Source organism: Streptomyces sp. NPDC048496, from assembly GCF_043200055.1.
Lineage (GTDB): Bacteria > Actinomycetota > Actinomycetes > Streptomycetales > Streptomycetaceae > Streptomyces.
Genome location: NZ_JBICXB010000008.1, coordinates 188,813 through 203,381, shown reverse-complemented (window position 1 = coordinate 203,381; position 14,569 = coordinate 188,813). Strand labels below are relative to the sequence as shown.

Genomic DNA, 14,569 nt, shown 5'->3' with positions numbered 1-14,569 from the left:
TTGCCCGGTGCTCAACGAACTGTTCACGCCCTCCGTCCAGCATGCGCTCGACATCGTCGGAATCTTTGTCTTCGCGATCTCCGGCGCACTGCTCGCCGTACGCAAGAACTTCGATGTCTTCGGCATCGCGGTACTCGCCGAGGTGACAGCGCTGGGCGGGGGGCTGTTCCGTGACGTGATCATCGGAGCGGTCCCGCCCGCCGCCTTCACCGATCTCGGCTACTTCCTCACCCCACTGCTCGCCGCCGGCCTGGTCTTCTTCCTGCATCCGCACGTCGAGCGGATCCAGGTCGCCGTCAACGTCTTCGACGCGGCGGGCCTCGGGTTGTTCTGTGTCGCCGGCACCGTCAAGGCGTACGACTACGGCCTCGGTCTTACCGCATCGGCTGCCCTGGGCCTGGCCACCGCGGTCGGCGGCGGTGTGCTGCGTGACGTGCTCGCCAACGAGACGCCGTCGCTGCTGCGCTGGGACCGCGATCTGTACGCCGTGCCCGCGATCGTCGGCGCCACCATGATCGTGCTGTGCATCCGCTTCGACGCGCTGAACGCCTTCACCAGCGGCACCGCCGCGGTCACCGCTTTCGTTCTGCGGCTGCTGGCGATGCGCTTCCACTGGCGGGCGCCCCGCGCCTATAACCGTTCCTCGGCCACGGCGGAGGAGAGCTCCGCGGTCACCTGACCTGACACCCCGTGCCGGCGATACGCCGACACATCGGCGCCTCAAAAAAAGCTACCGCTCAGTAATGCACTCGGTGTACGGTGCATCTCATGGCACAGGCAGCTCAGGCACTCATCGGTGACAGCGAGTTCGACAGGGACACCGCCGTCACCCTTCGCGAAGAAGGCGTCTACGACGCCGAGCTCTCCGCGGGCTGGACGATCATCCATGCCGTCAACGGCGGGTATCTCCTGGCCATGCTCGGCCGCGCGCTCGGCGAGGCCCTGCCCCACTCCGATCCCTTCTCGGTCTCCGCGCACTACCTCACCGCGTCCGTCCCCGGCCCTGCGGTGATCCGTACACAGGTTGTCCGCACCGGCCGGACCCTCTCCACCGGCCAGGCGTCCCTCTTCCAGTACGCGGAGGACGGCACCGAGGTCGAGCGCATCCGGGTCCTCGGCACCTACGGCGACCTGGGCTCCCTCTCCGGCGACATCCGTACGTCGGCGAAGCCGCCGGCCATGGCGCCGATCGAGCAGTGCTTCGGCCCGGGCGACGGCCCGGCGCCCATCCCCGGAAGCTCCGCGATCACCGAGCGGCTCAGCATCAAGCTCGACCCGTCGACCGTGGGCTGGGCCGTCGGCGCCCCGTCCGGCAAGGGCGAGATGCGCGGCTGGTTCGGCCTTGCGGACGGCCGCGACGCCGACCCGTACTCCCTGCTGCTCACCGTCGACGCGCTGCCGCCGACCTCGTTCGAGCTGGGGCTCAAGGGCTGGACGCCGACCATCGAGCTCACCACCCACATCCGCTGCCGCCCGGCCCCCGGCCCGCTGCGTGTCTCCATCACCACCCGCAACCTCGCGGGCGGCTTCCTGGAGGAGGACGCGGACGTCTGGGACAGCGCCGACCGGCTGGTCGCTCAGTCCCGCCAGCTGGCCCGCGCCCCGCGCAGCTGACCGACGGTGCGCCCCGGCGCGGCTCCCGACCGGATCCGGACAGGCGGCTCAGCACCCGCCCATCGTGCACGGGTACCGGACCGCGATGCGCCCGGCATGCGCCCCGCCGCGGGCTCGTAGAATCGAGCCCACCATGGCATACCTCGACCACGCCTCGACCACGCCGATGCTTCCGGAAGCGATCGCGGCGATGACCGCCCAGCTCGCCGTCACCGGCAACGCGTCCTCACTGCACGCCGCCGGGCGCCGGGCCCGCCGTACCGTCGAGGAGTCGAGAGAGACCCTCGCCGACGCTCTCGGCGCACGCCCCAGCGAGGTGGTCTTCACCTCCGGAGGCACCGAGGCCGACAACCTCGCCGTGAAGGGCCTCTACTGGGCCCGCCGCGACGCCGACCCACGGCGCACCCGCGTTCTCGCCGGTCCCGTCGAGCACCACGCGGTGCTGGACGCAGTCGACTGGCTCGCCGAACACGAGGGCGCGACCGTCGAATACCTCCCCGTCGACACGTACGGGCGCGTCCACCCGGACGCACTGCGCGAGGCGATCGTGCGCAACCCCGACGATGTCGCGCTGGTCACCGTGATGTGGGCCAACAACGAGATCGGCACCATCATGCCGGTACGTGAACTGGCCGCCGTGGCCAACGAGTTCGACGTGCCGATGCATGCCGACGCGGTCCAGGCCTTCGGCCAGCTGGACGTCGACTTCGCCGGCTCGGGGCTGGCCGCGATGACTGTCAGCGCGCACAAGATCGGCGGCCCGTTCGGCATCGGCGCGCTGCTGCTCGGCCGCGAACACACCCCCGTACCCGTGCTGCACGGCGGCGGCCAGGAGCGGCATGTGCGCTCCGGGACCCTCGACGTGCCCGCCGTCGCCGCCTTCGCGGTGGCCGGACGGCTCGCCGCCGAACGGCGCGAGGAGTTCGCCCGCGAGATCGGCGGGCTCCGCGACGAACTGGTCGCGGCCGTGCTGGCCGCGGTCCCCGACGCCATCCTCGGCGGCGACCCCGCCCCCGGCGGCCGGCTCCCGGCCAACGCCCACTTCACCTTCCCCGGCTGCGAGGGCGACTCCCTCCTGCTGCTGCTGGACGCCCAGGGCATCGAATGCTCCACCGGCTCCGCCTGCACGGCAGGCATCGCCCAGCCCAGCCATGTGCTGCTGGCCACCGGCACCGATCCGGACCTGGCCCGCGGCACGCTGCGGTTCTCGCTCGGCCACACGTCGACCAAGCAGGACGTCGAGGACGTGGCACGGGCGATCGGGCCGGCAGTCGAGCGCGCCAGGACGGCGGGGCTCAGCTAGGGGGTCTCGGGCCCCCAGGGCCCTTCGCCTGGTCGGCAGCCGCTGCCCGTACCAGCTTGAGATACCGGTCCCAGTCCCAGTGCGGACCGGGATCGGTGTGGTCCGTGCCCGGCACCTCCACATGCCCGATGATGTGCTTGCGGTCCACCGGAATCCCGTACCGCCCGCATATCGCGGCCGTCAGCCGCGCCGACGACGCGTACATCGCCGCCGTGAAGTCCTGCGGGCGGTCCACGAACCCCTCGTGCTCGATGCCGACACTGCGCTCGTTGTACGACCTGTTCCCGGCGTGGAACGCCACATCCAGCTCACGGATCATCTGCGCCACATGGCCGTCCCGGCGCACCACGTAGTGTGCCGCCGCCCCGTGGTCCGGGCTCTGGAAGACCTTGACCGCGCCGCGGTAGCTGCCCTGAGTGACATGGATGACGACCCGGTCGATGTCGTAGTCGGCGGGGCGGTCCGCCCGCCGCCAGTTCGCCGGGGACGCCGCTATCCACTCCGCCCCGGCGTAGTCCAGCTCACCCGGCTTCCGGGGCTTGTCGACTCCGGGCAGCCGCCACCAGGCATGCTCCAGCTTCGTCCGCGCCAGCGCCGCCGTGCCCACGGCCGTGACGGCAGCGCCGATCAGCAGCCCGCGCCGGCTGATGCCGTGCCCCGACTTCGCCCCTGCGGAGCCCTTGGCGCCCGCCGTCCCCTTGGTCCCCATGTGATCGACAACGCATATCCGCGAGCATTCGGTTCCCGGCGACCCGTACCCTGGTGGAGCTATGAATCAGACTTCCCCGCGCCCCCTCCGGGTGCTCGCCGCCATGTCGGGCGGTGTCGACTCCGCCGTCGCCGCGGCCCGCGCCGCCGAGGCGGGCCACGACGTGACCGGTGTGCACCTCGCCCTCTCCGCGAACCCGCAGTCGTTCCGTACCGGAGCGCGTGGTTGTTGCACCGTCGAGGACTCCCGCGACGCCCGCCGCGCCGCGGATGTCATCGGCATCCCCTTCTACGTCTGGGACCTGGCGGAACGCTTCCGCGAGGACGTGGTCGAGGACTTCATCGCCGAGTACGAGGCGGGCCGCACCCCCAACCCGTGCCTGCGCTGCAACGAGAAGATCAAGTTCGCGGCGCTGCTCGACAAGGCGCTCGCCCTGGGCTTCGACGCCGTCTGCACCGGCCACTACGCCACGGTCGTGCTGAACGCGGACGGCAGCCGTGAGCTCCACCGTGCCTCGGACATGGCCAAGGACCAGTCGTACGTCCTCGGCGTCCTGGACGAGAAGCAGCTCGCCCACGCCATGTTCCCGCTCGGCGACACCCTCACCACCAAGGAAGAGATCCGCGCCGAGGCGGAGGCCCGCGGCCTGGCCGTCGCGAAGAAGCCCGACAGTCACGACATCTGCTTCATCGCCGACGGCGACACCCAGGGCTTCCTGGCCGACCGCCTCGGCGGCAAGGCCGAGGGCGACATCCTCGACGAGTCCGGCAACAGGCTCGGCACCCACGAGGGCGCCTTCGGCTTCACCATCGGCCAGCGCAAGGGCCTGCGCATCGGTCATCCGGCCCCCGACGGCAAGCCGCGCTACGTCCTCGACATCTCCCCGGTGAACAACACGGTGACGGTCGGCCCGGTCGAGGCCCTCGACGTCACCGCGCTGACTGCCATCAAGCCCCGCTGGTGCGGCACCGCCCCGGCCGGCCCCGGCACCTACACCGCGCAGCTCCGCGCCCACGGCGGCGAGACCGAGGTGACCGCCGAGCTCGTGGACGGCACACTGAACGTCACCTTCACCGAGGCGGTACGGGGCGTGGCCCCCGGCCAGGCCGTCGTGCTGTACGACGGGACGCGGGTGGTCGGCTCGGCGACGATCGCGACGACGGTGCGGCGCACCGAAGCAGCGGTCGGCCAGGCACGTGAGAGCGGCGCCTGACGGTCAGTCGGAGACGATCTCGGTGTCGTAGAAGCAGAAGTGGTCCTTGATTGCGGCGACTTCGGGCTTCGGGTCCGGATAGGCCCAGACGAGATCGGCCGCGTCCGGCAGTGACCAGTAGGAGGCATCTCCCTTGAACGGACAGTGGGTGTGGGTGTCCGACGCCGTCAGCAGTTCCGTACGGACGTCGGCCGGCGGCAGGTAGTAGCGCGCCGGACAGCCCGTCTCGCGCAGGACGAGCGGGCGCCGGCTCTCGGCGAGCAGCTGTCCGTCGCGCACCACACGTACATGCTCGGTACCGGGTTCGACGGTGATGATGTGTCCTCGTGTGGAAGTCATGTCTGGTTCAGCCGTGTCACGGGCCGATTTCTTCCCCTTTCCGCCCCGCTGCCGACCGGTTCTCCACCCGCACGCCCGGGTGCCCCTACGGTTGCCGCATGAACATTTGTGTTTTTCTCTCCGCAGCCGACCTCGACGACCGCTACACCGTGCCCGCCCGCGAATTCGCCGAACTGCTCGGCCGGGGCGGACACACACTGGTCTGGGGCGGGTCGGAGAGCGGACTGATGAAGGTCGTCGCCGACGGGGTGCAGGAAGCGGGCGGACGGCTGGTGGGGGTGTCGGTCGACTTCCTGGCCGCGAAGGCCCGTACCAACGCCGACGAGATGGTGATCGCGCGCGATCTCGCCGAGCGCAAGGCACTCCTCCTGGAGAAGGCCGACGCGATCGTGATCATGGTGGGGGGCACCGGGACACTCGACGAGGCGACGGAGATCCTGGAGCTGAAGAAGCACGGCAAGCACGACAAGCCGGTGGTCCTGCTCAACACGGCGGGCTTCTACGACGGGCTGCGCCAGCAGTTCCAGCGCATGGAGGACGAGGGCTTCCTGCCGATTCCGCTCGCCGATCTGGTGTTCTTCGCGAAGGACGCGGTCGGGGCCCTGGCGTACCTCGAGGAGTGGTCCGGGCTGCAGTAGGCAGGTGGGTGGATGCGACCATGGGGCCATGTCCACTCATCTCATCACCGGCTCCGGCTCCGGCATCGGCGCGGCTGTCGCACGCCGTCTTCTGGAGCGGGGCGACGAGCTCGTGCTGCTGGCCCGGGACGCGGGCCGCGCCAAGGAGCTCGCCGCGCTGTACCCCGGCGCCCGCACGCTCGTCGGCGACCTCGGTAACCCGGACCGGCTCTCCTGGGCGTTCGCCCAGCAGTCGCTGCCGGAGCGGCTCGACTCGCTGCTGCACATCGCGGGCGTCGTGGAGCTCGGCCGGGTCGGCGACCTCACGCCCAAGGCATGGCACTTCCAGCTCAACGCCAACCTGGTCGCCCCCGCCGAGCTGACCCGGCTCTTCCTGCCGCAGCTGCGGGTCGCCCAGGGCCATGTCGTCTTCGTGAACTCGGGCGCCGGGCTCAGCGCGCACGCGGAGTGGGGTGCGTACGCCGCGAGCAAGCACGGCCTGAAGGCGCTCGCCGACTCGCTGCGCCACGAGGAGCACGAGAACGGGGTACGGGTGACCTCCGTCTACCCCGGGCGCACCGCCAGCCCCATGCAGGCCAAGGTCCACCGGCAGGAGGGCAAGGAGTACGACGCCTCCCGGTTCATCGACCCGGAGTCCGTGGCCACCACGCTGTTGATGGCGCTCGATCTGCCGCGGGACGCCGAGGTCAACGACCTGACAGTCCGCCCGGGGCACTGACCGGGACCCGGGCCGGGACCAGGATCGCGGTCGGACCGGGCCCCGGGCAGGGGCCGGGCAAGCGCTCTGCCGGGCCCGCCCCGCGACGGGCCCGGCGACCCGGACCGTAGGCTTCCTGCGTGAGCGAGAAAAGCAAGTTCAGCGGGTGCCACGCCACCGGGATCGGGTCGATGCCCGGGGGAGACGCGCGGGAGGCGGCGAAGACCGTCACCGGGTCCTTCGGGGACGGCGAGGGGCTGCCGTATCTGCCGGAGCTGCCCGCACGCGGGCCCGGCGCGGACATGACCGGGCGGACCATCGGGCTGCTCGTCGACATGTACGGCCACGTCGAGCCGAGCGGCTGGCGGATCAGTGACCGGCCGGGCCGCGACACCCGCCGGGCCCGCTCCTGGCTCGGCGAGGACCTCGACGCCCTGGAGGAGTTCACCCAGGGGTACGAGGGACCGCTCAAGGTCCAGGCCGTCGGCCCCTGGACGCTGGCCGCGGCGCTGGAGCGCCGCGGCGGCGAGGCAGCGCTCGGCGACCCGGGCGCCTGCCGCGATCTGGCGGGCTCCCTGTCGGAGGGGCTGCGGAACCACCTCGCCGACGTACGGCGCAGGGTGCCTGGCGCGCAGGTGATCCTGCAGCTCGACGAGCCGTCCCTGACCGGTGTGCTCCGCGGACGGATCCGGACGGCGAGCGGATACCGCACCTACCGGGCCGTGGACCGGCAGGTGGTGGAGGGCACGCTCCGCGATGTGCTGGCGGCGAACGGGGACGGTGCCACGGTCGTCCACACCTGCGCGCCCGACGTGCCGTTCGCGCTGCTCCGTCGCGCCGGGGCCGACGGTATTTCGTTCGACTTCTCCTTGCTCACCGAGCGTGAGGAGGAGGCGATCGGGGAAGCGGTCGAGGGCGGGACCCAGCTCTTCCTCGGAGTGGTGCCCGGCACTGACCCGGCTTCGGGCGCATTGTCGGACCCGGGCGGTAGCGTCATGGGTGTCAGGACGCTGTGGCGCAGGCTGGGGCTGAATCCGGGGACTCTCGCCGAGTCGTTGGTGATCACCCCGTCGTGCGGCCTCGCGGGCGCGTCGCCCGCGTACGCGCGCGCCGCGCTCGCCCATTGCGCCCGGGCCGCGAGATCGCTCGCAGACAACCCTGAGTAACGGGTATCGGGTAACGGGAGGACGAGACGATGACCGGCGTACAGCAGTCGGAAGTGCCCGCGGAGGTACAGGGGCGGCATGCGCTCCTCGCCGAGCAGATCGAGGAGCACCGCTTCCGCTACTACGTGAACGACCAGCCGGTCGTCAGCGACGCCGAGTTCGACCGGCTGATGCGCTCGCTGCAGGAACTGGAGGACGAGTATCCGCAGCTGCGTACGCCCGAGTCGCCGACCCAGAAGGTCGCGGGGCCGTACCGGACGGAGTTCACTTCGGTCGAGCACCGCGAGCGGATGCTCTCCCTGGACAACGCCTTCGACGACGAGGGGCTGGCGGTCTGGGCCGAGCGCGTCGCCAAGGACATCGGCACCACGGACTACCACTTCCTGTGCGAGCTCAAGGTGGACGGCCTCGCGGTCAACCTCACCTATGAACGGGGGGTGCTGACCCGCGCGGCGACCCGCGGCGACGGCCGCACCGGTGAGGACATCACCCCCAACGTCCGTACGATCGCCGAGATCCCGCACCGGCTGAAGGGCGACCGGATCCCGGAGCTGGTCGAGATCCGCGGTGAGGTCTTCTTCCCGATGGAGGCCTTCGAGGCGCTGAACGCCCGGCTGGTGGCGGCCGACGACAAGCCGTTCGCCAACCCGCGCAACGCGGCGGCGGGTTCGCTGCGCCAGAAGGACCCGAAGGTCACCGCGGGCCGCCCGCTGCACATGGTGGTGCACGGCATCGGTGCCCGTGAGGGCTTCGGGACCGACCGTCTCTCGCACGCCTACGAGCTGTTGCACGAGTGGGGCCTGCCCACTGCCGGACACAACAAGGTCGTCGACTCCCTCGACGGTGTACGGGAGTTCATCGCGTACTTCGGCGAGAACCGGCACTCCGTGGAGCACGAGATCGACGGCGTCGTCGTCAAGGTCGACGAGATCGCGCTCCAGGGCCGGCTGGGCTCCACCTCGCGCGCCCCGCGCTGGGCGATCGCCTGGAAGTACCCGCCGGAGGAGGTGAACACCAAGCTGGTGAACATCCGGGTCGGCGTCGGACGCACCGGCCGGGTCACTCCGTACGCGCAGGTCGAGCCGGTCGAGGTGGCGGGCTCCGAGGTCGAGTTCGCCACGCTGCACAACCAGAACGTGGTGAAGGAGAAGGGCGTCCTCATCGGCGACACCGTGGTGATCCGCAAGGCGGGCGATGTGATCCCGGAGATCCTCGGCCCGGTCGTCGATCTGCGGGACGGCACCGAGCGGGCGTTCGTGATGCCGACCCACTGCCCCGAGTGCGGGACGGAACTGCGGCCCATGAAGGAGGCCGACATCGACGTCCGCTGTCCCAACGCGCGCTCCTGCCCGGCCCAGTTGCGGGAGCGCGTCGCCTACCTCGCGAGCCGCAAGTGCCTGGACATCGATCACTTCGGCTACGTTGCCGCGGCCGCTCTGACCAGGCCGCTGGAGCCCGTGGAACCGCCGATGAGCGACGAGGGCGATCTTTTCGGACTGACCATCGAGCAGCTGCTGCCGATCCGGGCCTATGTGCTCGACATGGACAGCGGACTGCCCAAGCGCGACCCGAGGACCGGCGAGGAGAAGACCGCCCTGGTCTTCGCCAATCAGCACGGCGAGCCGAAGAAGAACGCCGTGGCGATGCTGGAATCCGTCGCCGCCGCCAAGGAGGCTCCGCTGGCCCGGATTCTCACCGGGCTGTCGATCCGTCATGTGGGTCCGGTCGCAGCCGCGGAGCTGGCCCGTCAGTTCCGTTCGATGGACTGCATCGAGGCGGCCACCGAGCAGGAGCTGGCCGACGCCGACGGGGTCGGACCCATCATCGCCGCCTCGGTCACCCAGTGGTTCGCGGAGGACTGGCACCGGGAGATCCTGCGCAAGTGGCGGGAGGCCGGGGTCCGGATGGCGGACGAGTCCGCGGGCGGGGACGAGGGGCCCCGGCCGCTCGAAGGCCTCACCGTCGTCGTCACCGGCACGCTGGCCGACCACACCAGGGACGGTGCGAAAGAGGCCCTGCAGAGCCGGGGAGCCAAGGTCACCGGTTCCGTTTCGAAGAAGACCTCCTTCGTCGTGGTCGGCGACAACCCGGGCTCGAAATACGACAAGGCCATGCAGCTGAAGGTTCCGGTTCTGGATGGGGCGGGCTTCGCCGTTCTGCTCGAAGAGGGGCCGGAAGCGGCGCGCGCGGCGGCTGTACCTGTCGCCGAACCGGCTGAGGAGTAGCGGGCCGCGGTGGCGCCGGACGGGGTTCGGGACGGATCCGGACGCGATACGGAAGGGGCCCGTCCGGGCAAGAGGCGCGGTCGGGGCGTCAGGGTTCACCCGTTCGGCGCACAACCGACGCTGACGGATGGTCGGATTGCATTCGGGCAACAGCTGTAGAGCGCTGCCCGTAGGGGGTTTCGCGGCCTACTGTTGAGACGTGCGCCTGCCGTGCCCCGGCTGCACGACCGCCGTGGGGCCGTGGTGGCATGGGAGCGGGACAACAGGTGACATCGGCACCGCCGGCTGTGAGAGGGACGGAATGAAACCGACCGAGAGCGCCGCACCGGTGTCGCGGCTGCAAGGTTTCGTCGGCCTTACCCCCAAAGTGGGTGCCGTCGTCATGGCGATCGCCGCTGTCCAGCTCGCGACCGGTTTCTACCGGAGCGTGAGCGACGGGCACGCGCTCTTCCCGGACGGCGAGGCCGGCTGGTCGCTCGCCGTCCTCACCGGAATCATCGTCGGCCATCTGGTGGCTCTCGGGCGCGACCGCTGGTGGGGCGGGACCGGATCCGGCGCCGCCCTCACCCTGGCCGTCCTGCTGCTCTACGGCTGGGTGCCCGCCGGACTCGTCAGCATGGGCGTCGTCGTCCTCGTCGGCGTCGCACGAAGACACCGCTGGTCGCAGGGGCTGCTGCACGGGGCGGTGGACATCCTGGGGATAGGGGCGGCGGCGCTGGTCCTCGCCGCGTTCGGTGAGGTACAGACCGTCGAGTCGCCCTGGCAGCCACTCGACTGGGGCATCCACGCAGTCCCGGAAGTCCTCCTCGCCGCCGCCACCTATCTCCTCGTCACCCGGGTCCTCCTGTGGTACGCGCGGGCAACTCAGGCCGGCGGGCTGCCGACCGTCGCGCGTACGGCCCTGCTGCGGCAGGGACTCGTCGCGGTCGCCCTGCTCGGCATCGCCCCGCTGATCTGTGTCGTCGCGATGACCACCCCCGTCCTGCTGCCGCTCTTCGCGGTCCCGTTGATCGCCCTGGACTCCACCCTCTGGATCGCCCGGGCCAGAGCCGAGGAGCAACTGCGGGACCCGCTGACGGGACTGCCCAACCGGCAGTGGATGCTGGAACGCGCCTGGACGGCCCTGGAGGACGCCGAGAGCATCGGCGCCAGATCCGCCCTCGTCCTGATCGACCTCGACCGGTTCCGGGCTGTCAACGACACCCTCGGTCATCTGGCGGGGGACCGGCTGCTGCTGCAGATAGCGGAACGGCTCCGGCTGGCCCTGCCGCGCGGAGCGGAGGCCGCGCGGCTCGGCGGCGACGAGTTCGCCGTACTGCTCCCGACCACGGACTCCACCACCAGCGCCCAGCGCGTCGCCCGCCATCTGGTCGCCGAGCTCTCCTCACCGCTGGACCTCGACGGACTCACTCTGGTGCTGGAGGCCAGTGCCGGTGTCGCTGTCTACCCCGAGCACGCACTGGACGCCGAAGAGCTGCTCAGGCGCGCCGATGTGGCGATGTACCAGGCCAAGCGGGACCGTACGGGCGTCGAGGTGTACGAGTCGAAGCGGGACAGCAACACCCCGGACCGGCTCGGTCTGCTCGGTGACCTGCGGCGCGCCCTGGACGCCGGCGAGGTGGAGCTCCACTACCAGCCGAAGGTCCGCTTCGACGGGCAGGTGGCCGGACTCGAGGCGCTGGTGCGCTGGGTGCATCCGGAGCGCGGGCGGGTCCCTCCGGACGAGTTCATCGCCATCGCCGAGTCGTCGGGTCTGATGCCGCATCTCACCGAGTACGTGCTGGAGACGGCGCTGGCGCAGGTCGCCCGGTGGCGGGCACAGGGGCTGTTGGTCCCCGTCGCGGTCAACGTCTCCCCGCGCGACGTCCACACCCCCGGCTTCGCGGGCGGCGTCGCGGCCCGGCTCGCCCGGCACGGCGTCCCTCCCGGCTCCCTGCAGCTGGAAATCACGGAGCACGTGCTGCTCGAGGACCCGCAGCGCGCCGCGGACACGCTGGCCGGGCTGACCGGGCACGGCGTGAAGATGTCGCTCGACGACTTCGGTACGGGGTACTCCTCGCTGGTCCACCTGCGCCGGCTGCCGGTCAGCGAGCTGAAGATCGACCGGTCGTTCGTGGCCCGGCTGGCTGTCGACCACGAGGACGCGGAGATCGTCCGCTGCACGATCGACCTGGCCCACTCGCTGGGCCTGCTGGTCGTCGCCGAGGGCGTCGAGGACGACGAGACGTGGGAGCGGCTGCGGGATCTGCGCTGCGACGCGGTGCAGGGGTGGCTGGTGGCTGCCGCGATGCCGCCGCAGGAGACGACGGCCTGGCTGAGGGCTCGCGGTGAGCACGGGTGGCGTCGGCCGGCCGAGCTGGAAGCGGCGGCTGCGGCCGCGGCCGCAGCGACGGGGGTGGCCGAGCTGGAGCCGCGGTCCCCCGGGCGAGGGATTCCCTCGCGTCCGGCGACGACGTGAGCGGGCGGGCCGGTCGGTCTTATACGGGGGCCTTCTCGACGGGCCCGACCGGCCCCGATACGCGCAGAACGGAGCGGAGTGTTCCATGGGTGGCGGTCCCTCCCATGGCGGACCCCATAGGATTGGGGCCAAAACCACAACACTCACCCCTGAGGATCGCTGCATGCCTGGCATCACGCGCGAGGAGGTCGTCCACCTCGCCCGGCTGGCGCGTCTGGAGCTGAAGGGCGAAGAGCTCGATCACTTCGCCGGTCAGCTCGACGACATCATCGGCGCGGTCGCCCGCGTCTCCGAGGTCGCCGACCAAGACGTACCGCCGACCTCCCACCCGCTGCCGCTGACCAACGTCATGCGCGCGGACGAGGTCCGTCCGTCGCTCACCCCCGAGCAGGCGCTCTCCGGCGCCCCGGCCCAGGAGCAGCAGCGTTTCAAGGTGCCGCAGATCCTGGGGGAGGACTAAAAGTCATGACGGACAACAGCTCCATCATCAAGCTCACCGCTGCCGAGATCGCCGCGAGGATCGCCTCCGGTGAGCTCACGGCCGTCGAGGTCACCGAGGCGCACCTGGCCCGGATCGACGCGGTCGACGAGAAGGTCCATGCCTTCCTGCACATCGACCGTGAGGGCGCGCTCGCGCAGGCCCGCGCCGTCGACGCGAAGAAGGCGGCGGGCGAGAAGCTCGGCCCGCTGGCCGGCGTCCCGCTCGCGCTCAAGGACATCTTCACCACGAAGGACATGCCGACCACCGTCGGCTCGAAGATCCTCGAGGGCTGGGTCCCGCCGTACGACGCGACCCTGACCAAGAAGCTGAAGGCGGCCGACGTCGTCATCCTCGGCAAGACCAACATGGACGAGTTCGCCATGGGGTCCTCCACCGAGAACAGCGCCTTCGGTCCGACCGGCAACCCGTGGGACCTCACCCGCGTTCCGGGCGGCTCCGGCGGTGGCTCCTCGGCCGCCCTGGCGTCGTACGAGGCCCCCCTCGCCATCGGCACGGACACCGGCGGTTCCATCCGCCAGCCCGCCGCCGTCACCGGCACCGTCGGCGTCAAGCCCACCTACGGCGGCGTCTCCCGCTACGGCATGGTCGCTTTCTCGTCCTCCCTCGACCAGGGCGGCCCCTGCGCCCGCACGGTCCTGGACGCGGCCCTCCTGCACGAGGTGATCGCCGGACACGACCCGCTGGACTCGACGTCCATCGACGCCCCGGTCCCGCCCGTCGTCGAGGCCGCCCGCAACGGCAGCGTCGACGGCATGCGCATCGGTGTCGTCAAGCAGTTCTCCGGCGAGGGCTACCAGGCCGGTGTCGTCCAGCGGTTCAACGAGTCGGTCGAGCTGCTGAAGTCGCTCGGCGCCACGATCGTCGAGCTGGACTGCCCGTCCTTCGACCTGGGTCTGTCGGCGTACTACCTGATCGCGCCGTCCGAGTGCTCGTCCAACCTGGCCCGCTTCGACGCCATGCGCTACGGCCTGCGGATCGGCGACGACGGCACGAAGTCCGCCGAGGAGGTCACCGCGCTCACCCGCGAGGCCGGTTTCGGCGACGAGGTCAAGCGCCGCGTCATCCTCGGGACGTACGCACTCAGCTCCGGCTACTACGACGCGTACTACGGCTCGGCGCAGAAGGTCCGCACGCTCATCACGCGGGACTTCGAGAAGGCCTTCGAGCAGGTGGACGTCATCGTCTCCCCGACGACTCCGACCACCGCCTTCCCGATCGGCGAGCGTGCCGACGACCCGATGGCGATGTACCTGGCCGACCTGTGCACCATCCCGACCAACCTGGCCGGCAACTCCGCCATGTCGCTGCCCTGCGGTCTGGCACCGGAGGACGGCCTGCCGGTCGGTCTGCAGATCATCGCCCCCGCCATGAAGGACGACCGGCTGTACAAGGTCGGGGCCGCAGTCGAGGCCGCCTTCGTGGAAAAGTGGGGGCACCCGCTGCTGGAGGAGGCTCCGTCACTGTGAGCGCACTGACCAAGGCCAAGGGCTTCAAGAAGTCCAAGACCGGTACGTACCTGTCCATCGGCACCACCGCCTTCGGCGCGATCGGCGTGCTCAAGCAGGCCAAGAAGGCACGCTTTGAACACGACACGCTCCGGCTGGTCGACGCCGTCGTCTCCGCTGCCGCCATCGCCACCGGCATCGCTCTGCTCTGCCGAGAGCTGAAGCGCCTGGGCGACGACGACGTACTGCTGGGTTGAGAG

14 protein-coding genes are annotated in these 14,569 nt (G+C 70.8%); 12 read left to right on the top strand and 2 right to left on the bottom strand.

Features of this window, described 5'->3' with window-relative positions:
- The first annotated feature begins 7 nt into the window (after positions 1-7).
- From ACGFSA_RS12020 to ACGFSA_RS12010, 3 genes are all read left to right on the top strand, one after another.
- A complete protein-coding gene (locus ACGFSA_RS12020; RefSeq protein ID WP_393303135.1) occupies positions 8-679 on the top strand; it encodes a trimeric intracellular cation channel family protein in 672 nt (223 codons plus the stop codon).
- A gap of 89 nt (positions 680-768) precedes the next feature.
- The gene (locus ACGFSA_RS12015) at positions 769-1,614 is read left to right on the top strand and encodes a thioesterase family protein (RefSeq protein ID WP_393303133.1); all 846 of its coding nucleotides are present in this window, start codon (positions 769-771) and stop codon (positions 1,612-1,614) included.
- A gap of 133 nt (positions 1,615-1,747) precedes the next feature.
- The gene (locus ACGFSA_RS12010; RefSeq protein WP_393303131.1) at positions 1,748-2,917 is read left to right on the top strand and encodes a cysteine desulfurase family protein; all 1,170 of its coding nucleotides are present in this window, start codon (positions 1,748-1,750) and stop codon (positions 2,915-2,917) included.
- On the opposite strand, the gene ACGFSA_RS12005 is transcribed toward ACGFSA_RS12010, so the two are convergent.
- Positions 2,910-3,626, bottom strand: coding sequence for an N-acetylmuramoyl-L-alanine amidase (locus ACGFSA_RS12005; protein WP_393303129.1), 717 nt, complete (start codon positions 3,624-3,626; stop codon positions 2,910-2,912). The genes ACGFSA_RS12010 and ACGFSA_RS12005 overlap by 8 nt on opposite strands.
- 61 nt (positions 3,627-3,687) lie before the next feature.
- On the opposite strand from ACGFSA_RS12005, the gene mnmA reads away from it, so the two are divergent.
- On the top strand, positions 3,688-4,839 hold the full coding sequence (mnmA, locus tag ACGFSA_RS12000) for a tRNA 2-thiouridine(34) synthase MnmA (RefSeq protein ID WP_393303127.1): 1,152 nt from the start codon (positions 3,688-3,690) through the stop codon (positions 4,837-4,839).
- Positions 4,840-4,842: 3 nt separating this feature from the next.
- Here the strand turns inward: mnmA and ACGFSA_RS11995 are convergent, their stop codons facing one another.
- Positions 4,843-5,178 carry a DUF427 domain-containing protein gene (locus tag ACGFSA_RS11995; protein ID WP_393303125.1) on the bottom strand — a complete coding sequence of 112 codons (336 nt, stop codon included), beginning with the start codon at positions 5,176-5,178 and terminating at the stop codon, positions 4,843-4,845.
- Between the two features lie 98 nt (positions 5,179-5,276).
- Between ACGFSA_RS11995 and ACGFSA_RS11990 the strand changes: the two genes are divergently transcribed.
- From ACGFSA_RS11990 to ACGFSA_RS11955, 8 genes are all read left to right on the top strand, one after another.
- Positions 5,277-5,816, top strand: coding sequence for a TIGR00730 family Rossman fold protein (locus ACGFSA_RS11990; protein WP_393303123.1), 540 nt, complete (start codon positions 5,277-5,279; stop codon positions 5,814-5,816).
- A gap of 28 nt (positions 5,817-5,844) precedes the next feature.
- Positions 5,845-6,534, top strand: coding sequence for an SDR family oxidoreductase (locus ACGFSA_RS11985; protein WP_393303121.1), 690 nt, complete (start codon positions 5,845-5,847; stop codon positions 6,532-6,534).
- Positions 6,535-6,653: 119 nt separating this feature from the next.
- Entirely contained in the window at positions 6,654-7,679 is a 1,026-nt protein-coding gene (locus ACGFSA_RS11980; RefSeq protein ID WP_393303119.1) for a methionine synthase, read from the top strand.
- 29 nt (positions 7,680-7,708) lie between these two features.
- Positions 7,709-9,904 (top strand): NAD-dependent DNA ligase LigA, encoded by a 2,196-nt coding sequence (ligA, locus tag ACGFSA_RS11975; RefSeq protein WP_393303117.1) that lies wholly within the window; start codon positions 7,709-7,711, stop codon positions 9,902-9,904.
- A gap of 301 nt (positions 9,905-10,205) precedes the next feature.
- Entirely contained in the window at positions 10,206-12,362 is a 2,157-nt protein-coding gene (locus ACGFSA_RS11970; protein WP_393303115.1) for a putative bifunctional diguanylate cyclase/phosphodiesterase, read from the top strand.
- A gap of 163 nt (positions 12,363-12,525) precedes the next feature.
- A complete protein-coding gene (gene gatC / locus ACGFSA_RS11965) occupies positions 12,526-12,822 on the top strand; it encodes an Asp-tRNA(Asn)/Glu-tRNA(Gln) amidotransferase subunit GatC (RefSeq protein ID WP_358862620.1) in 297 nt (98 codons plus the stop codon).
- A gap of 5 nt (positions 12,823-12,827) precedes the next feature.
- The gene (gatA, locus tag ACGFSA_RS11960; RefSeq protein WP_393303113.1) at positions 12,828-14,330 is read left to right on the top strand and encodes an Asp-tRNA(Asn)/Glu-tRNA(Gln) amidotransferase subunit GatA; all 1,503 of its coding nucleotides are present in this window, start codon (positions 12,828-12,830) and stop codon (positions 14,328-14,330) included.
- On the top strand, positions 14,327-14,566 hold the full coding sequence (locus tag ACGFSA_RS11955) for a hypothetical protein (protein WP_393303111.1): 240 nt from the start codon (positions 14,327-14,329) through the stop codon (positions 14,564-14,566). The genes gatA and ACGFSA_RS11955 overlap by 4 nt, the downstream gene beginning before the upstream one ends.
- Positions 14,567-14,569 lie beyond the last annotated feature (3 nt).

Coding starts and splice junctions, on each gene's coding strand:
- ACGFSA_RS11985 (WP_393303121.1), top strand. CDS start 5,845: ATGTCCACTCATCTCATCACCGGCTCCGGCTCCGGCATCGGCGCGGCT.
- gatA (WP_393303113.1), top strand. CDS start 12,828: ATGACGGACAACAGCTCCATCATCAAGCTCACCGCTGCCGAGATCGCC.
- ACGFSA_RS12005 (WP_393303129.1), bottom strand. CDS start 3,626: ATGGGGACCAAGGGGACGGCGGGCGCCAAGGGCTCCGCAGGGGCGAAG.
- ACGFSA_RS11990 (WP_393303123.1), top strand. CDS start 5,277: ATGAACATTTGTGTTTTTCTCTCCGCAGCCGACCTCGACGACCGCTAC.
- gatC (WP_358862620.1), top strand. CDS start 12,526: ATGCCTGGCATCACGCGCGAGGAGGTCGTCCACCTCGCCCGGCTGGCG.
- ACGFSA_RS12010 (WP_393303131.1), top strand. CDS start 1,748: ATGGCATACCTCGACCACGCCTCGACCACGCCGATGCTTCCGGAAGCG.
- ligA (WP_393303117.1), top strand. CDS start 7,709: ATGACCGGCGTACAGCAGTCGGAAGTGCCCGCGGAGGTACAGGGGCGG.
- mnmA (WP_393303127.1), top strand. CDS start 3,688: ATGAATCAGACTTCCCCGCGCCCCCTCCGGGTGCTCGCCGCCATGTCG.
- ACGFSA_RS11970 (WP_393303115.1), top strand. CDS start 10,206: ATGAAACCGACCGAGAGCGCCGCACCGGTGTCGCGGCTGCAAGGTTTC.
- ACGFSA_RS11995 (WP_393303125.1), bottom strand. CDS start 5,178: ATGACTTCCACACGAGGACACATCATCACCGTCGAACCCGGTACCGAG.
- ACGFSA_RS12015 (WP_393303133.1), top strand. CDS start 769: ATGGCACAGGCAGCTCAGGCACTCATCGGTGACAGCGAGTTCGACAGG.